The 17,551-nt window shown below is 72.8% G+C and carries 18 protein-coding genes; 5 read left to right on the plus strand and 13 right to left on the minus strand.

The window, feature by feature from the left end:
- Window positions 1–165: 165 nt before the first annotated feature.
- Complete coding sequence (locus tag ACH4FX_RS08990) at window positions 166–1,380, minus strand: carbohydrate kinase family protein (RefSeq protein WP_398476679.1); 1,215 nt, start codon at window positions 1,378–1,380, stop codon at window positions 166–168.
- Window positions 1,381–1,446: 66 nt separating this feature from the next.
- Between ACH4FX_RS08990 and ACH4FX_RS08995 the strand changes: the two genes are divergently transcribed.
- The gene (locus tag ACH4FX_RS08995) at window positions 1,447–2,787 is read left to right on the plus strand and encodes a 6-phospho-beta-glucosidase (protein ID WP_398476681.1); all 1,341 of its coding nucleotides are present in this window, start codon (window positions 1,447–1,449) and stop codon (window positions 2,785–2,787) included.
- 7 nt (window positions 2,788–2,794) lie between these two features.
- On the opposite strand, the gene ACH4FX_RS09000 is transcribed toward ACH4FX_RS08995, so the two are convergent.
- The 4 genes from ACH4FX_RS09000 to ACH4FX_RS09015 form a co-directional block, all read right to left on the minus strand.
- Window positions 2,795–3,433 (minus strand): MBL fold metallo-hydrolase, encoded by a 639-nt coding sequence (locus ACH4FX_RS09000; RefSeq protein WP_398476683.1) that lies wholly within the window; start codon window positions 3,431–3,433, stop codon window positions 2,795–2,797.
- Window positions 3,433–4,518: an S-(hydroxymethyl)mycothiol dehydrogenase gene (locus tag ACH4FX_RS09005; RefSeq protein WP_398476685.1), complete on the minus strand. Its 1,086-nt coding sequence runs from the start codon at window positions 4,516–4,518 to the stop codon at window positions 3,433–3,435. The genes ACH4FX_RS09000 and ACH4FX_RS09005 overlap by 1 nt, the downstream gene beginning before the upstream one ends.
- A 94-nt stretch (window positions 4,519–4,612) precedes the next feature.
- Complete coding sequence (locus ACH4FX_RS09010) at window positions 4,613–5,956, minus strand: enolase C-terminal domain-like protein (protein ID WP_398476687.1); 1,344 nt, start codon at window positions 5,954–5,956, stop codon at window positions 4,613–4,615.
- Window positions 5,957–5,989: 33 nt separating this feature from the next.
- On the minus strand, window positions 5,990–6,709 hold the full coding sequence (locus tag ACH4FX_RS09015; protein ID WP_398476688.1) for a flavin reductase family protein: 720 nt from the start codon (window positions 6,707–6,709) through the stop codon (window positions 5,990–5,992).
- Window positions 6,710–6,878: 169 nt separating this feature from the next.
- Between ACH4FX_RS09015 and ACH4FX_RS09020 the strand changes: the two genes are divergently transcribed.
- Window positions 6,879–7,682, plus strand: a complete 804-nt coding sequence (locus tag ACH4FX_RS09020; protein ID WP_398476690.1) for an HAD family acid phosphatase — start codon at window positions 6,879–6,881, stop codon at window positions 7,680–7,682.
- Between the two features lie 48 nt (window positions 7,683–7,730).
- Here ACH4FX_RS09020 and ACH4FX_RS09025 read toward each other — a convergent pair whose 3' ends face one another.
- From ACH4FX_RS09025 to ACH4FX_RS09035, 3 genes are all read right to left on the minus strand, one after another.
- Entirely contained in the window at window positions 7,731–8,636 is a 906-nt protein-coding gene (locus ACH4FX_RS09025; RefSeq protein WP_398476691.1) for a ribonuclease Z, read from the minus strand.
- Between the two features lie 21 nt (window positions 8,637–8,657).
- Entirely contained in the window at window positions 8,658–9,014 is a 357-nt protein-coding gene (locus ACH4FX_RS09030; protein ID WP_398476693.1) for a histidine triad nucleotide-binding protein, read from the minus strand.
- A 201-nt stretch (window positions 9,015–9,215) separates the two neighbouring features.
- Complete coding sequence (locus tag ACH4FX_RS09035) at window positions 9,216–10,034, minus strand: hypothetical protein (protein WP_398476694.1); 819 nt, start codon at window positions 10,032–10,034, stop codon at window positions 9,216–9,218.
- A gap of 183 nt (window positions 10,035–10,217) precedes the next feature.
- Here ACH4FX_RS09035 and ACH4FX_RS09040 point away from each other — a divergent pair, with 183 nt between their 5' ends.
- Window positions 10,218–10,646, plus strand: a complete 429-nt coding sequence (locus ACH4FX_RS09040) for an OsmC family protein (protein WP_398476696.1) — start codon at window positions 10,218–10,220, stop codon at window positions 10,644–10,646.
- 78 nt (window positions 10,647–10,724) lie between these two features.
- Here the strand turns inward: ACH4FX_RS09040 and ACH4FX_RS09045 are convergent, their stop codons facing one another.
- From ACH4FX_RS09045 to hrcA, 4 genes are all read right to left on the minus strand, one after another.
- Window positions 10,725–11,468, minus strand: coding sequence for a 16S rRNA (uracil(1498)-N(3))-methyltransferase (locus tag ACH4FX_RS09045; protein WP_398476698.1), 744 nt, complete (start codon window positions 11,466–11,468; stop codon window positions 10,725–10,727).
- Window positions 11,465–12,592 (minus strand): nitronate monooxygenase, encoded by a 1,128-nt coding sequence (locus ACH4FX_RS09050; protein WP_398476700.1) that lies wholly within the window; start codon window positions 12,590–12,592, stop codon window positions 11,465–11,467. The genes ACH4FX_RS09045 and ACH4FX_RS09050 overlap by 4 nt, the downstream gene beginning before the upstream one ends.
- 258 nt (window positions 12,593–12,850) lie before the next feature.
- On the minus strand, window positions 12,851–13,987 hold the full coding sequence (dnaJ, locus tag ACH4FX_RS09055) for a molecular chaperone DnaJ (protein WP_365834862.1): 1,137 nt from the start codon (window positions 13,985–13,987) through the stop codon (window positions 12,851–12,853).
- Entirely contained in the window at window positions 13,988–15,004 is a 1,017-nt protein-coding gene (hrcA, locus tag ACH4FX_RS09060; RefSeq protein ID WP_003984321.1) for a heat-inducible transcriptional repressor HrcA, read from the minus strand.
- A gap of 288 nt (window positions 15,005–15,292) precedes the next feature.
- Here hrcA and ACH4FX_RS09065 point away from each other — a divergent pair, with 288 nt between their 5' ends.
- Window positions 15,293–16,027 (plus strand): MBL fold metallo-hydrolase, encoded by a 735-nt coding sequence (locus ACH4FX_RS09065; RefSeq protein ID WP_398476702.1) that lies wholly within the window; start codon window positions 15,293–15,295, stop codon window positions 16,025–16,027.
- A gap of 28 nt (window positions 16,028–16,055) precedes the next feature.
- A complete protein-coding gene (locus ACH4FX_RS09070; RefSeq protein WP_398476704.1) occupies window positions 16,056–16,898 on the plus strand; it encodes a DUF3097 domain-containing protein in 843 nt (280 codons plus the stop codon).
- On the opposite strand, the gene ACH4FX_RS09075 is transcribed toward ACH4FX_RS09070, so the two are convergent.
- Window positions 16,867–17,466, minus strand: coding sequence for a Uma2 family endonuclease (locus tag ACH4FX_RS09075; protein ID WP_398476706.1), 600 nt, complete (start codon window positions 17,464–17,466; stop codon window positions 16,867–16,869). The two genes, ACH4FX_RS09070 and ACH4FX_RS09075, sit on opposite strands and share 32 nt — an antisense overlap.
- Between the last annotated feature and the right edge of the window lie 85 nt (window positions 17,467–17,551).

A 17,551-nucleotide genomic window follows, 5' to 3' on the forward strand; every position in this document is an offset into this window, starting at 1 on the left:
GGGCCGGCTCTCTGGCCTGCTCATCCCCCATTCGTTGCGCCACGGGTGTGCCCGCGGCCTCGGCTCCTTGGGATACCCAGGGTACGACGGTGCACCGACAAGCCCGAAGCCTTTTCCGCGCACCCCCGTCCCCCTGCCCCCCCCGTTCCCCGGGTGACGGGCCGCTCACGCGGGGCGGCGGAACCCGATCGTCGGCAGCGCGCGGGCCAGGGGCCAGGCACGGTCGGCGGTGGGCAGCAGCGCGTCCAGGAAGGCGTAGCGGCGGCGCAGCGCGGCGGCGTCCTGGACGTCGGCCGCGCGGGCCGCGCCGCCGTCCGGCGTCCGCCCGTACGCCCCCGCCGCGGTCACCCGCTGCCACCACGCCGCGATCTCCACCCAGCCCGGCGCGGACAGCGACCCGCCGAATTCCTGCACGGACAGCGCGGCGGTCAGGCCCGCGAAGGCGAGCCGGTCGGCCAGCGGCCAGCCGGCCAGCGAGCCGGTGACGAAGCCCGCCATGAAGACGTCGCCGGCGCCGGTCGGGTCCATCGCCTCGACCGCGATGGCGGGCACCTCGGCGCTCTCGCCGGTCCGCCCGTCCACCGCGTACGCGCCCTCGGCGCCCAGGGTGACCACGGCGACCGGCACCAGGCCGGCCAGCTTGCGGGCGGCGGCGCGCGGGCAGTCCAGGCGGGTATAGCGCATCGCCTCCTCCGCGTTGGGCAGGAAGGCCTCGCAGTGCTCCAGCTCGGCCAGGTCGGCCGGGTCCCAGCGGCCGGTGTCGTCCCAGCCCACGTCCGCGAAGATCCGGCTGCCGCGCCGGGCCGCGCAGCCGAGCCAGCCCTCGGGGCTGCCGGGCGTCAGCGAGGCGACGCAGGCCCGTGAGGGCGGCGGGCAGCCCGGCGCGTGCTTGCCGTCGAAGGCGGTGCGGGCGGGCCCGCTGGGCGCCTCGTGGCCGTGCGAGACCATCGTGCGCTCACCCTCGTACGCCATGGAGACGGTGACCGGGGAGTGCCAGCCGGCGATGGTGCGGGACATCGACAGGTCCACGTGTTCGCCGCGCTCCAGGGCCTCCCAGCAGTACTCGCCGTACATGTCGTCGCCGAAGGCCGCGGCGAGCGAGGTGCGCAGGCCGAGCCGGGCGAGCGCGGTGGCCATGTTGGCGACGCCGCCGGGGCTGGAGCCCATGCCGCGCGCCCAGGACTCCGTGCCGCGCACCGGGGCGGAGTCCAGGCCGGTGAAGATGATGTCCAGGAAGACCGTGCCGGTGAGGTAGACGTCGGTGGCCGGATCGCCCTCGGCCCGTACGGCGGCGAGCGGGTCGAGCGCGGGCGCGGGGCCCGGCGGTACGTGCCCGCCCTGCCCGCCGCCAGGGTTCCGCTGGACATCGTGTGCGCTCACCGTGCCTGCCCCTCTCTTCCGTGCGCGTGCCGCCAGTGTGCCCGATGCTGCGGTACGTTCCGGCCCATGAGGCTCACGATTTTGGGCGGCGGGGGTTTCCGGGTACCGCTCGTGCACCGCGCGCTCCTGGACGATCCCGCGCAGGCCGTCTCCGAGGTCACGCTGTACGACACCGACCCGCGGCGGGCGGCCGTGATCGCCTCCGTGCTGGCCGCGCAGGCGGAGCGGCGGACCGGGCCGGACAAGCCCTCCCCCGTGCGCGTGCGGATCGCCGGCACCCTCGACGACGCGCTGCGCGGCACCGACTTCGTCTTCTCCGCGATCCGGGTGGGCGGCACCGCGGGCCGGATCGCGGACGAGCGGATTCCGCTGGACGCGGGCGTGCTGGGCCAGGAGACGGTGGGCGCGGGCGGCGTGCTGTACGGGCTGCGCACGGTGCCCGTCGCGCTGCGGATCGCCGAACGGGTGGCGGCGCTGGCGCCGGACGCCTGGGTCGTCAACTTCACCAATCCGGCGGGGATCGTCACCGAGGCGATGTCCCAGGTGCTGGGCGAGCGGGTGATCGGCATCTGCGACTCGCCGGTCGGGCTGGTACGGCGCGCGGCGCGGGCCGCGGGCGCCGATCCGGACCGGGTGACGTACGACTACGTGGGCCTCAACCACCTCGGCTGGCTGCGGTCCTTGACCGCGGAGGACGGTACGGACCTGCTGGGGGCCTTGCTGGCCGATCCCGGCGCGCTCACGTCCTTCGAGGAGGGCAAGCTTTTCGGGGCGGACTGGCTGCGCGCGCTGGGTTCGCTGCCCAACGAGTACCTGCACTACTACTACTTCCGGCGCGAGACCCTCGCCTCCGTGCAGGGCACCGCGGAGACCCGTGGGGAGTTCCTGGACCAGCAGCAGGGCGGCTTCTTCGAAGCGGCGTCCGGCGTCTCCCCCGGGGAGGCGTACGCGCTCTGGGAGCGCACCCGGCTGGAGCGCGAGGAGACGTACATGGCGCACAGCCGGGAGGCCACCGGCGGCTGGCAGCGCGACACCTGCGACCTGGAGGGCGGCGGCTACGACCAGGTGGCGCTGGCCGTCATGCGCGCCATCGCGGGCGACCGGCACGCGCGCCTGATCCTGAACGTCCGCAACGGTACGACCGTGCCGCAGCTCGCGCCCGAGGCCATCATCGAGACGGTGTGCGAGGTGGACGCGGACGGCGCCCGGCCGCTGCCGTGCGCGCCCCTGCGCGAGGACCAGCTGGGCCTGATGCTCCAGCTCAAGGCCGTGGAGCTGGCGACGGTCGAGGCGGCGGAATTCAAGGACCGGGACGCGGCCCTGCGCGCGATGGCGCTGCATCCGCTGGTGGACTCGCCGGCGGTGGCCGCCCGCATCCTGGAGCGGGCGGCCACCCCGGGCGGCTGACGGGGAGTCAGTGGCCCCGCTTGACCCACTCGTCCAGGTGCGGTGCCTCCGCGCCGATGGTCGTCCCGTCGCCGTGCCCCGTACGGACCTCGGTCTGCGGCGGCAGCGTCAGCAGCCGCTCGCGGATCGAGCCGACGATGCTCGGGAAGTCGGAGAACGACCGGCCGGTGGCGCCGGGGCCGCCCTGGAAGAGGGTGTCGCCGGTGAAGACCGTGCCGTGCTCGCCCAGCTCCGGCGCGTACAGGCAGACCGCGCCCGGGGCGTGCCCGGGGGTGTGCAGCACGGTCAGGTCGACGCCGCCGATGGTCAGCACCTGGCCGTCCGCCAGTGCCTGGTCGGGCGCCCGGTCGGGGTGGGTCTGCTTCCACAGCGGCAGGTCGTCCGGGTGCAGGTGGATCATCGCGCCGGTACGGGTGGCCAGCGCCGGGGCGGCGTCGATGTGGTCGTTGTGGGCGTGGGTGCAGATGATCGCGCGCAGCGTCCGGCCGTCCAGCGCCTCGTAGATGGCGTCGGCGTCGTGGGCGGCGTCGATGACCACGGCTTCGATGTCGTCCCCGACGATCCACACGTTGTTGTCCACGTCCCACGTACCGCCGTCCAGCGAGAACGTGCCGGAGGTGACGAGGTGGTCGATGCGGGCCGCCATCAGAGCGTCACCACCGAACGCAGCACGTCGCCGCGGTGCATCCGCTCGAACGCCTGCTCCACGTCCTCGATGCCGATCGTCTCCGTCACGAAGCCCGCCAGGTCGATCCGGCCCTGCTGGTGCAGGTCGACCAGCATCGGGAAGTCGCGGGACGGCAGGCAGTCGCCGTACCAGGACGACTTCAGCGCGCCGCCGCGGCCGAACACGTCCAGCAGCGGCAGCTCCAGCTTCATCTCCGGCGTCGGCACGCCGACCAGCACGACCGTGCCGGCCAGGTCACGCGCGTAGAACGCCTGCCGGTACGTCTCGGGGCGCCCCACCGCGTCGATCACCACGTCCGCGCCGAAGCCGTCGGTCAGCTCGCGGATCGCCTCGACCGGGTCGGCCGCGCGCGAGTTGACGGTGTGGGTGGCGCCCATCGTCTTGGCCATGGAGAGCTTGCGGTCCGCCACGTCCACCGCGATGATCCGGGACGCGCCGGCCAGCCGGGCGCCGACGATCGCCGCGTCGCCCACGCCGCCGCAGCCGATCACCGCGACGGAGTCGCCGCGGCCCACCGCGCCGGTGTTGATGGCCGCGCCGATGCCGGCCATCACGCCGCAGCCCAGCAGCCCGGCCACCGCCGGGGACATCTCCGGGTCGACCTTGGTGCACTGCCCGGCCGCGACCAGCGTCTTGTCCGCGAAGGCGCCGATGCCCAGCGCGGGCGTCAGCTCCGTCCCGTCCTTGAGCGTCATCTTCTGCCGCGCGTTGTGGGTGTCGAAGCAGTACTGCGGCCGGCCCCGCTTGCAGGCCCGGCACGTGCCGCACACCGCGCGCCAGTTGAGGATCACGAAGTCGCCGGGCTCCACATCGGTGACGCCAGCCCCCACGGCCTCCACGATGCCGGACGCCTCGTGCCCCAGCAGGAACGGGAAGTCGTCGTTGATCCCGCCCTGCTTGTAGTGCAGATCGGTGTGGCACACCCCGCACGCCTGCACCTTCACCACGGCCTCCCCCGGCCCCGGGTCCGGCACCAGGATCGTCTCCAGTCGCACCGGCTCGTCCTTCCCCGGTGCGATGACGCCACGCACTTCCTGTGCCATCGGTACAGCTCCCTCCAAAGATCACGTACGGGATGAATACGGTACGCGCCCTCGGCGCCGGGAGCGCCGGTCCGTCGGCGGCCGGCTCTGCCGCTCACCACCGCGGCACCGGGGGCACCTCCCATCCCGGGTCGGCCGCCCGCATCGCCGCCGCGTCGTCGCGGTCGCGCAGGGTGCCGTCGTCGGCGAGCCAGCGTTCGTGGAGGGCCGCCAGGCGGTCGCGGTCGAGGGTGACGCCGAGACCGGGCGTGTCGGGGACCGGGAGGCGGCCGTCGTGGAAGGTGAGGCGTTCGGTCAGGACGTCCTCCGTCTGCCAGGGGTAGTGGGTGTCGCAGGCGTGGGCGAGGCCGGGCACGGTCGCGGCGACGTGGGTCATCGCGGCGAGGCTGATGCCCAGGTGGGTGTTGGAGTGCATGGACAGGGCCACGCCGAACGCCCGGCAGACGGCGGCCAGTTCGCGGGTGCTGCGCAGTCCGCCCCAGTAGTGGTGGTCGGCGAGGACAACCTGTACGGCGCCGCGGGTGAAGGCTTCCCGGATCTCGGCGAAGGTGGTCACGCACATGTTGGTGGCGAGCGGCAGGTCCGTATGGGACGCGACCTCGGCCATGTGGGCAGTGGTGCTGGTGGGGTCCTCCAGGTATTCGAGGACGGCGCGCAGTTCGCGCGCGACCCGGAGGGACGTGGGGACACTCCAGGCACCGTTCGGATCGAGGCGCAGCGGATGGCCGGGGAAAGCGGCGGCCAGCGCCCGGATCGCGGCGATCTCCTGCGCGGGCTCGAAGACGCCGCCCTTGAGCTTGAAGGAACGGAAGCCGTACGTAGCACGGAAGCGGCGGGCCTGGGCGACGATGCCGGGCGGGTCGAGGGCCGCGCCCCAGTCGTCGGGCTCGCCGCGGCCACCGGGGTGGGCGGCCCAGCGGTAGAAGAGGTACGCGCTGTAGTCGATGTGGTCACGCACCTTGCCGCCGAGCAGGGCGTGGACCGGCAGCCCGGCCAGCCGTCCCCACGCGTCCAGGCAGGCCACCTCGAAGCCGGAGAGGACGGACAGCCGCAGCTTGTCGGCGGTCTGCACGCCCCGCAGGCCGCCCGCGGTGACCTCCCCGGCCCCGGTCGCCGCCGGGGAGTCCCCGCAGACCTCGGCCGCGAGGAGCGGCAGGCTGTTCAGGTCCGTGACCGGCCGGCCGATCAGCGCGTCGGCCAGGGGCCGTGCGAGATCGAGGTACTTGGTGTCGCCGTAGGTCTCCCCGAGACCGGTCGCGCCGCCCGCCGTGGTCACCTCGATGATCAGGCGCGGGGTGTAGGGCTGGTGCACGCCCTGGGTGTTCAGCAGAGGTGGGTCGGCGACGAGGACGGGGGTGAGGCGGACGGCGGTGACGGTGGTGGGAGCCGGTTCCCCCGGGCCCCGTCCTGTCTGCGTATGTAGACGTAATCCGTCCATGCGAACGGAGCGTAGAGAGGCGGGGCACGGGCGTCAATGGGCGCCTGCGGAAGACGTGTGCGGCGTACGCGAGTTGGCCGCAGCGCTCACCGGCGCGGGGCGGGCACCGTCGCGCGGCGTCCGGGTCCGGTACGAGTGGCCGAGTTCCGGGCCGAGCCCGAAGTAGTGGCGGAAGTTGTAGACGAGCGGGCTCCAGGCGGTGGGGTCGATGTGGTCGGTGCCCGGTACGACGATGCGGGAGTCGGCGTGGACCGTGCGCACGACCGTCTCGACGATGACGAAGTCACCGGAGACGTCCGGCCGCACCCGTTCGGCACGCGCCTCCAGCTGGAGCGGGCACTCGGCGACACGGGGCGGCCGGACCAGGCGCGACGGTACGGCGGTCAGCCCCGCCGCGGCGAATTTGTCCGGCTCGTAACGGCAGCCCGCGGGCTTGCCCGGCGGCACCGGGTGGCGTCCGGTGAGCGGTGCCAGCCGCTCCACCGCGGGCCACAGCCCCGGGTCCGGCAGGCTGAGCACCAGGTCCGGGCGGCTGCCGAGGTTGACGGCGGTCTGCCCCTCCCTGCCGAGCCCCAGCACGATCGTCCGGCCCAGGGCCCAGGCGGAGGAGACGGGGGCGAGGTTGCACGAGCCGTCCTCGTTCTCCGTCGAGAGGAGGACCACCGGCGTGCCGAAGTACAGGACGCTGGGCGAGATCTCCAGGTGAGCGGCGGGCGGCACGGGGCGCGGTGCGGTGGAAGGTGCGGTGTTCATGGCGGGGAGCCTAGGAGCGGCTCGTTTCGGCACCGACCGAAGCGTCGGCGCACCGCGAACCGGCCTTTCCGGCCAGCCTTTACCAACCGTTGAATCTTCGCGCGTAGATGAGCGGATAAACGCTCTGTTAAACCTAGGTGGCCCCCACCGGTTCACCTAGGAGCAGCACATGCGCCACCCCGTCCTCTCCCGCCGCCGGGTCCGCCTCGGCGCCGCGGCCGTCACGGCGGTCGTCGCCGGTACCGCGGCGTTCGGCGTCGGCCAGGCCACCGCCGAGCACTCCGTACCGCGTACGGACAAGGAGATCCCGAACCTCACCCAGGTGCAGGACCGGATCAAGGCGTACTACGGCGACACGGTGACCGCGGACGGGCAGCACTACGCCTCGCCGCGCAGCAACTACGCCAAGCAGGTGCGCGGCATCACGGACGCGGCCCGGCGCTACCTCGACAAGGCCGCCAAGGGCGCCAAGGCCGAGCATCACGGCAAGAAGCCCGCCATCGTGCTGGACATGGACGACACCACCCTGCTGACGTACAACTACGAGCTCCAGGTCGGCTTCCACCACACCGAGGCGGCCCAGGACACGTACCTGGCGAGCACCGACATGGCCCCGGTCTTCGGCATGGACCGCCTCGTCAACTGGGCGCACGGCAAGGGGTACGAGGTCTTCTTCGTCACCGGCCGCAAGGAGGCGCAGCGCGAGTGGAGCGTGCGCAACCTCAAGAACGTCGGCTACGACGTGCCGCTCGACCGCACCCACGTCTACCTGAAGGACAAGAAGAACCCGCCGGCCTACCTGCCGTGCGGCGCCAACTGCTCGACGGTCGAGTTCAAGTCCGGCACCCGCAAGCACATCGAGGCGCAGGGCTACGACATCGTCGCCAACTTCGGCGACCAGTACAGCGACCTGAACGGCGGCTACGGCGACAAGACCTTCAAGCTGCCGAACCCGATGTACTTCCTGCCCTGACCGTTCGCGCGGGCGTGCGCGTCCTCAAGGGCGTATACGCCCGCGTCCTCACGCCCGCTTGGGCACCGGGACGCGCATCAGGTCGCGGGCGATGGTCAGTTCCCCGTCGAAACCGGCCGCCCGGGCCTGCCGCTCGAACTCCCCCGGATCCGAGTAGCGCTGGGAGAAGTGGGTGAGGACCAGGTGGCGCACGCCCGCTCCGGCGGCGACGCGCGCCGCCTGGCCCGCCGTCAGATGGCCGTGCTCCGTGGCCAGCCGCACGTCCTCGTCGAGGAACGTGGACTCGATGACGAGCAGGTCGCAGCCCTCGGCGAGCGCGTGCACCCCGTCGCACAGCCGGGTGTCCATGACGAACGCGAAGCGCTGGCCCCGCCGGACCTCGCTGACCTCGTCGAGGGTGACGCCGTTCAGCGCGCCCTCCCGCTGGAGGCGGCCGACGTCCGGCCCGGCGATGCCGTGCGCGGCGAGCCGCTCCGGCAGCATCCGGCGCCCGTCCGGCTCGACCAGCCGGTAGCCGTACGCCTCGACCGGGTGGGAGAGCTTGCGCGCCTCCAGGGCGTACGACCGGGTGTCCGCCAGCACCCTGTCGGCGGCCACCGGCTCCTCGGCCAGCTTCACCGTCTCCCGGTAGGCGGTGGCGTACCGCAGCCGGTCGAAGAAGCGCCGGCCGCTCGCCGGGAAGTGCGCGGTGACCGGATGCGGCACCCGGTCCAGGTTGATGCGCTGGATGACCCCGGCGAGCCCGAGCGAGTGGTCGCCGTGGAAGTGGGTGACGCAGATCCGGTTGATGTCGTGCGCGGCGACCCCGGCGCGCAGCATCTGCCGCTGGGTGCCCTCGCCGGGGTCGAAGAGGATGCCTTCGCCGTCCCAGCGCAGCAGGTAGCCGTTGTGGTTGCGGTGCCGGGTGGGCACCTGGCTGGCGGTGCCGAGGACGACGAATTCGCGTACGGACACGGTGGTGCGGCTCCGCCCCGGTCAGACCAGGCGCTGGAGGTCGCGGCCGCCCAGCACGTGCGCGTGGGCGTGGAAGACCGTCTGGCCCGCGCCGGGGCCGGTGTTGAAGATGATGCGGTAGCCGGTCTTGTCGACCTTCTCGTCGGCGGCCACGGCGGCGGCCTCGCTCAGCACCTCACCGGCGATCCGCGGTTCGGCGGCGGCCAGCTCGCCGGCGTTCGGGTAGTGCACCTTGGGGATCACCAGGACGTGCGTCGGCGCCTGTGGGCTGATGTCCCGGAAGGCGACGGTCGTCTCGGTCTCCCGCACGATCGTCGCCGGCACCTCGCCGGCCACGATCTTGCAGAACAGGCAGTCGGCCTGCGGTTCTCCCGCCACCGGTGGGCTCCTCCCGGGTCGTCGGCCGGTACGCGGCGGCTCGCCCGTCGGGGGCCGGCCCGTACCGTGCCGTACCGCGGCACGGCGTGCCGCGACACCATCACGTCTACGGGTCCGGATGTTACCGGGCCGCCCGTGGGCGGTGGTGCGGCGGCCGGGCCGGTGGCGGAACGGGCCCGGGACGGCGCGCCGGACGGGTGATCAGTGGTCGGCGGCCCAGGTCTGCTTCTGGTCGCCCTTTCCGTCGTGGCCGCCGTTGTCGTGGCCGTCACCGTCGTGACCGCCGCCGTGGCCGTTGCCGTCCTGGCCGTTGCCGTCGTGGCCGTCGTGACCGCCCTGGCCGTCGTGGTCGTGCGAGTCGTCCGAGCAGGTGTCACTGGGCGACGGGTCCGGGTCCGGATCGGGGTCGGGGTCGGGGTCCGGCGACGCGGTGACCGTGACCGTCACGGGCGGTGTGTCCGGTGGGTCGTCGGACGTGTGACCGCTGCTGGGCGGCTGGACGGTGTGCGTGACGGTCGGCCGCGCGGTGCCGGTCGGCGTGTCGGCGGCGCAGTCGCCGAGCACGCCGACCTGGAAGACGACCTGCCCGGCGACCCGCGCGGTGAGCCGGCCGCGTACGCAGCGGCCGTCGACCTCGGAGGTGACGCGCCCGGTGATGGTGATCTTGCTGCCGTGCGTGGTCTGCCCCTGGCAGTCGACGGTGGCGACCGTACGGCGGTGCGCCGTGGCCGTCGCGTTCGCGGCGGCCCGCTGGTCCCCTTCGAGGGTCGCCGTACAGCTCAGCCAGCTCACGTTCACGCCGATGCGCTCCAGCGCCCGCGTTCCCGCCCGGTCGGTGGTGTACGCGACCGACGAGGTGTTCAGTCCGCCGGCCGGCTCGCACGCGGACACCGCGACGACCGCCGCGCCCGCGGCACCCACCGCCGCGAGCAGCCTGCCGCGCCGGGCCGTCCGGGCCCGGGACCCGCCGGTCCGGGCGAGCCGTGTCCGTACGTGCCGTACGTCTCGTAAGCGCCCCATGGCCCCCATGTCCGGCAGCCTCCCACCGCCGCACGCGGACCAACAGTCCCGGCTCGGCCAGTGTGCGCCGCCGCCGTACGGACCGCCGTGTTCCGCCGGTCCGGGTCCCGCCGTACGCCGGGCCGGAATCACTAAGCTGATCCCCACAGACCGCCATCCGTCCACCATCTGGAGTCAGTCACCATGGCAACCACCCGCACCGCGCAGACCCACTGGGAAGGCAACCTGCTGGAGGGCAAGGGACAGGTCGCCCTCGCGTCCTCCACCGTCGGCACGTTCGACGTGAACTGGCCGGCCCGCGCCGAGCAGCCGAACGGCGTCACCAGCCCCGAGGAGCTGATCGCGGCGGCCCACTCGTCCTGCTACTCGATGGCCTTCTCGCACGGCCTCGCGGGCAAGGGCTACACCGTCGCGGCGCTGGACACCCAGGCCGACGTGACCTTCCAGCCGGGCGAGGGCATCACCGGCATCGTGCTGACCGTCAGGGCCAGCGTGCCCGGCCTGTCCGAGGAGGACTTCCAGGCCGCGGCCGAGGACGCCAAGAAGAACTGCCCGGTGAGCCAGGCGCTGGCCGGCGTCAAGAACATCACCCTCGACGCCCGGCTGGTCTGAGCCGGCGGGCGACGCGACGACGGCGGGGCCGCGGCAGCACGAGTGCCGCGGCCCCGCCGTCCCGTTTTTGACGTTGCGTCAACTCCAGCGGCCGGTACGGCCCAGCAGCAGCGCCGTGGCCGCCGTACCCGCCGTGGACGTCCGCAGCACGCTCCACCCGAGCCGGTACGCCTTCGCCCCCGCCTCCTCGAACGCCGCCAGCTCCTCCGGCGACACGCCGCCTTCGGGACCGACCACCAGCACGATCCGCCCGGACGGCGGGAGTTCGGCGGACGCCAGCGGCGCGCTCCCCGCGTCCCGGTCCTCGTGCAGGACGGCGGCGAAGTCCGCCTCCGCGAGCAGCGCCGCGACCTGCTTGGTCGACATCAGGCCGGTGACCTCGGGGAACCGCAGCCGGCGGGCCTGCTTGCCCGCCTCGCGGGCGGTGTTGCGCCACTTGGCGAGGGACTTCGCGGCCCGCTCGCCCTTCCACTGCGTGATGCACCGGGACGCGGCCCACGGGACGATGGCGTCCACGCCGGTCTCCGTCATGGTCTCCACGGCCAGCTCGCCGCGGTCGCCCTTGGGCAGCGCCTGTACGACGGTGATCCGCGGCGCCGGTTCCGGCTCGGTCTGCGTACCGGTCACCTCGACGACGAGGCGGTCCTTGCCCTCGGCCGCCCGTACGACGCCCACCGCGCCGGTCCCGTTGCCGTCGGTCAGCACCACGGGCTCGCCCGCGCGCAGCCGCCGTACCGAGACCGCGTGCCGGCCCTCGGGCCCGTCCAGCACGGTTTCGCCCGGGCCCGGGACGCTGTCGACGAGAAAGACCGGCGCCGTCACAGCGCACCTCCCGGCTCACCCGGGACGCCCGGCCCGGTGTCCTGGCCGCTTCCGAGGGCCAACCCGGCGCGTGCCGCTTCCAGTTCGGCCATCAGCACCTCGACCAGCTGCCCGGCCGGCAGCTGCCGCGCCAGCCGGTGCCCCTGCCCCGCCCACAGCGCCATGCCCTGCGCGTCCCCGATCCGGGCGGCGGCCTTGCGCAGGCCGGAGGTGAGGTGGTGCACGGCCGGGTAGGCGGCCGGGGCGTACGGGCCGTGCTCGCGCAGGAAGCGGTTCACCAGGCCGCGGGCCGGGCGCCCGGAGAAGGCCCGGGTCAGCTCCGTACGGGTGAACAGCGGGTTGGTCATCGCCTGCTTGTGCAGCGCGTGCGCCCCCGACTCCGGGGTGACCAGGAAGGCCGTACCGAGCTGCGCCATCGCCGCGCCCGCCGCCAGCACCGCGGCGATCTGCGAGCCGCGCATCAGACCGCCCGCCGCGATGAGCGGTATCTGCACGGCCTCGCGGATCTGCGCGATCAGCGACAGCAGCCCGACCCCGGCGCCGGTGCCGTCGGCCTGCGGGTCGTCGCGGTGGGTGCCCTGGTGGCCGCCGGCCTCGACGCCCTGCACACAGACCGCGTCGGCGCCGGACCACTGTGCGGCCTGCGCCTCGGCCGCCGTGGTGGCGGTCACGATCGTGTACGTGCCGACCTTGGCGAACCCGTCGAGCACGGCGCGGGTGGGACAGCCGAAGTGGAACGAGACGACCGGCACCGGGTCCTCGCGCAGGATGGCCAGCTTGGCCTCGTACCCGTCGTCGACGCCGCCGTACGGGTCGATCTCGTCCAGCGGGGTCTCGTACCAGGCCGACTCGCCCGCGAGCTGCTCGCGGTAGACCTCCACGGCCGCGTTGTCGGCGAGGGAGGGCTGCGGCATGAAGAGGTTCACGCCGAAGGGGCGGTCGGTCAGCCCACGCAGCTGCTTGATCTCCTGATACATGCCGTCCGCGGTCTTGTAACCGGCGGCCAGGAAGCCGAGCCCGCCGGCTCCGCAGACGGCGGCGGCCAGCTCCGGGCGGGAGACACCGCCTGCCATGGGAGCCTGCGCGATCGGATAGCGGCAGAGATCGGTCAGCGCTGTGGGCATGCCCACATCGTGTCACGCCGCACCACCGCACCCGAACCGGGGCCGTCCGCATCAAGATCAAACAGGCCCGGCGATCAGGGCACTTCGGGCGGGAACGGCGAACGGCGGCCGGGGACGCATGCCCCGGCCGCCGTCCGGTCCGGCCTGCTTGATCAGCGCCCGTTGAACGCGTCCTTGAGCCGCGAGAACAGCCCTTGCTGGCCCGGCTGACAGTGCCAGCCCGGGGGACAACCCCCGGCCCCCCGGCAGGACAACACGCTACCGTCCGTTGAACGCATCCTTGAGCCGCGAGAACAGCCCTTGCTGGCCCGGCTGGAACTGTCCCTGCGGGCGTTCCTCGCCGCGGAGCTTCGCGAGGCGGCGCAGCAGTTCTTCCTGCTCGGCGTCGAGCTTCGACGGTGTGATGACCTCGACGTGGACGATGAGGTCGCCGCGCCCGTTGCCGCGCAGGTGGGTGACGCCGCGGCCGTGCAGCGGGATCGACTGGCCGGACTGCGTGCCGGGCCGGATGTCGATCTCCTCCACGCCGTCCAGCGTCTCCAGCGGGCACTTCGTGCCCAGCGCCGCCGCCGTCATCGGGATGGTGACCGTGCAGTGCAGGTCGTCGCCGCGCCGCTGGAACGTCGGGTGCGACAGCTCGTGGATCTCCACGTACAGGTCGCCGGCCGGGCCGCCGCCGGGGCCGACCTCGCCCTCGCCCGCCAGCTGGATGCGGGTGCCGTTGTCCACACCGGCCGGGATCTTGACCGTGAGGGTACGGCGCGAGCGGATACGGCCGTCGCCGGCGCACTCGGGGCACGGGGTCGGCACGACCGTACCGAAGCCCTGGCACTGCGGGCACGGCCGGGAGGTCATGACCTGGCCCAGGAAGGACCGGGTGACCTGCGAGACCTCGCCGCGGCCGCGGCACATGTCGCAGGTCTGCGCCGAGGTGCCCGGCGCCGCGCCCTCGCCCGAACAGGTCGTGCAGACGACGGCGGTGTCCACCTGGATGTCCTTGGTGGTGCCGAAGGCCGCCTCGTCCAGCTCGACGTCCAGCCGGATCATCGCGTCCTGGCCGCGCCGCGTGCGGGAGCGCGGTCCGCGCTGCGAGGCGGTGCCGAAGAACGCGTCCATGATGTCGGAGAAGTTGCCGAAGCCCGCGCCGAAGCCGCCGGCCCCGCCGCCGCCACCCGCCTGCGAGAGGGGGTCGCCGCCGAGGTCGTAGACCTGCTTCTTCTGCGGGTCCGACAGCACCTCGTAAGCGGCGTTGATCTCCTTGAACCGCTCCTGGGTCTTCGGATCCGGGTTCACATCCGGGTGCAGCTCGCGCGCCAGCCGCCGGAAAGCCTTCTTGATCTCGTCCTGCGAGGCGTCGCGCCGTACGCCCAGGACCGCGTAATAGTCCGTGGCCACTTACGACTCCGCGAGGATCTGTCCGACGTAACGTGCCACTGCGCGTACCGCTCCCATCGTTCCGGGGTAGTCCATGCGGGTCGGTCCGACCACGCCGAGTTTGGCGACTGCCTCGTCGCCCGAACCGTAGCCGACCGCGACGACCGATGTGGACGTCAGGCCCTCATGGGCATTCTCATGCCCGATGCGTACGGTCATGCCGGAGTCCTTGGCCTCCCCGAGCAGTTTGAGGAGCACCACCTGCTCCTCAAGGGCCTCCAGCACCGGCCGGATGGTCAGTGGGAAATCATGCCCGAAGCGCGTGAGATTGGCGGTGCCGCCGATCATCAGCCGCTCTTCGGTCTCCTCCACCAGAGTCTCCAGCAACACCGACAGAACTGTCGAGACCGTCCCCCGGTCCTCCTGCTCGAAGGACTCCGGGAGATCCTGCACGAGCTGCGGCACGTCCGTGAACCGCCGGCCCACCACGCGGCTGTTCAGCCGCGCCCGCAGGTCCGCCAAGGAGGTCTCGCCGAACGGCGCGGGGCAGTCCACCATGCGCTGCTCGACCCGGCCGGTGTCCGTGATCAGGACCAGCATCAGCCGGGCCGGGGCCATCGACAGCAGTTCCACGTGCCGCACCGTGGACCGGGTCAGCGACGGGTACTGCACGACGGCGACCTGCCGGGTGAGCTGCGCCAGCAGCCGTACCGTACGTCCCACCACGTCGTCCAGGTCGACGGCGCCGTCCAGGAAGTTCTGGATGGCGCGCCGCTCGGGGCTGGACAGCGGCTTGACGCCTGCCAGCTTGTCGACGAAGAGGCGGTAGCCCTTGTCCGTCGGGATGCGTCCGGCGCTCGTGTGCGGCTGGGCGATGAAGCCCTCGTCCTCCAGGGCTGCCATGTCGTTGCGGACCGTGGCGGGCGAGACCCCGAGCTTGTGCCGCTGGGTCAGCGCCTTGGAGCCGACCGGCTCCTCGGTCCCGACATAGTCCTGGACGATGGCGCGCAGCACTTCGAGTCTGCGTTCACTGAGCATCGCGCACACCTCCAGTCCGGCCGTGTCACCGGCGCGCGGCCGGGTTCTTCCCGGGTCGTCTTCCCTGGCACTCATCAGGTCCGAGTGCCAGACCCGGACCAAGTGTACGGCCGGGTCACGTGGGCGGGGCAAGGGCCGCGGTACCGGGTCCGCGCTCCGGGAGCGCGCGGCCGGTCCGCCGCGGGCCCGGGCGGGCACCCGGCGACCGCGCGTGCCGCGGGCACGGCGGGCGTCCGGCGACCGCCGGCCCGGCGGGCAACGGTATCGCGCTGCCGCTAGCGTCTCGGTATGCGTACGACGTGGGAAGAGGCCGGGTGGGAAGAGCTCGGCGCGGGTGTCGGGCGGCGCCGGATGCCCGGCTGGGACGAGACGGTCGGTGCCGTCGTCGGCGCCTCCGGCGTGCTGATCGTGGACACCGGCGCGACGATCCGGGACGGTGCCGGACTCCGCCGTCAGCTGCGCGGCATCACGGGCCGGAACGTGACGCACGTCGCGCTGACCCACCCCCATTTCGATCACATCCTCGGCACCGCCGCCTTCGCGGGTGTCCAGGTCTTCGGCGCCGCGGGCCTCGACGCGTTCCTGCCGCGCGCCCAGGACGAACTGCGGCGCAGCGCGGAGTCGCACGGTGTGGCCCCGGATGCCGCCGCGGAGGCCGCCGACCTGCTGGTCCACCCGCACCATCTGGTCTCCGGCGAGCGCACCCTCGACCTCGGTGACCGGCAGGTGCTGCTGGCCAACGTCGGTCCCGGCCACACCGCGTACGACCTGGTGGTCCTCGTCCCCGGCAGCCACGGCTCGCCCGAGGTCGTCTTCTGCGGCGACCTGGTCGAGGAGTCCGGCGAGCCGCAGGCCGGGCCCGACGCGTTTCCCGGGCAATGGCCGGCCGCGCTGGACCGGCTGCTGGCCCTCGGCGGGGAGGACGCGCGGTACGTACCCGGGCACGGCGCTGTCGTGGATGCCCGATTCGTCCGTGAGCAACGTGACGCGCTCAGCCGTCGCTTCGGCGTGTCGCGGCGCTGACCGGCCATCCCTTCTTATCGTCTGTCGGATGCGCAGCAGACAGTACGGCCCGGACCTCACCCCGCCGTGGAAGAAGCAGCAGCCGGCCCCCGAGGTCGCGGCGGAGCCGGACCTGGTGGTCGAGGAGGCCGTGACCGGGTTCTGCGGGGCGGTGATCCGCTGCGAGAAGACCGCCGAGGGCCCCACCGTCACCCTTGAGGACCGCTTCGGCAAACACCGCGTCTTCCCCATGACGCCGCGCGGCTTCCTGCTGGACGGCAAGCCCGTCACCCTCGTACGGCCCGCGACCCGGCCGGCCGCGCGCGGACCGGCCCGTACCGCGTCCGGCTCGCTGGCCGTCCCCGGGGCCCGCGCACGGGTCGCCCGCGCGGGGCGCATCTACGTGGAAGGGCGCCACGACGCCGAGCTGGTGGAACGCGTCTGGGGCGACGACCTGCGCATCGAGGGCGTCGTCGTGGAATACCTCGAAGGCATCGACGACCTCCCGGCCATCGTCCGCTCCTTCTCCCCCGGCCCCGACGCCCGCCTCGGCGTCCTGGTGGACCACCTCGTCCCCGGCTCGAAGGAGTCCCGCATCGCGGCGTCGGTCACGGACCCGGACGTCCTGATCGTCGGGCACCCGTACATCGACGTCTGGGAAGCCGTGAAACCGTCCTCGGTCGGCATCCCCGCCTGGCCGTCCGTCCCCCGCGGCCAGGACTGGAAGACGGGCGTGTGCCGGGCACTCGGCTGGCCGGAGAACACGGGCGCGGCCTGGCAGCGGATCCTCGGCTCGGTCCGCTCGTACAAGGACCTGGAGCCGGCGCTGCTGGGGCGGGTGGAGGAACTGATCGACTTCGTTACGGGCGATACGGCCGGGAGTGGGGCGTGACGTCGGGGAACGTCTGGAACTTACTGGTGTCGAGCTCGACGCCGAGCAGGTCCAGGGGAACAGGGTCGCCGAACTTGCTGATGCGCTGCGCCGCGTAATCGGCTTCCTCGTCACTGCCGGTGGGCTCGGTGAGCAGGACGCAGTGGCCCATGATGGGGTCGATGATCAGGTAGGCGGGGATCTTACCGGCGGCGTAGATCGAGCGCTTGAGGCGGTAATCGCGGTCGACGCTGTTCTTCGAGACCACTTCTACGAGCAGCGTGACCAGCTCGGGGGGCAGCAACCGCCCCGATTCAGGCCCGGCATCGCGATCCAGCACGACGAGGTCGGGCTGCGGCTCACTGGTTTGTCGCAGGAAGTCGATGTCCTGCGTCTGAAGGCAGTCCCATTTCTGATCCGGGATCTGTCGCAGCACCCTCAGCACGATCCGGTTGTGCACCAGATCGGGACCAGCCATCATCACGATTTCCCCCCGCAGGAGTTCCGCCTTGTAGCCCTCGGGGACCTCAAGGTCCTCGAAGAACGCGACGAGGGGGTGAGTGGTCGGCCGGTCGTCCACAGCGGTCATCTCCGTGGTCCTCCGCTTCACGCCGTCGCCCATGAGTACGACAGCAGACTAGGAACCAGCGTAGGGCGATCCGCGCGGGAAGCAC

It is taken from the genome of Streptomyces sp. NPDC018019, from assembly GCF_044327805.1.
In the GTDB taxonomy this organism is placed as follows: domain Bacteria; phylum Actinomycetota; class Actinomycetes; order Streptomycetales; family Streptomycetaceae; genus Streptomyces.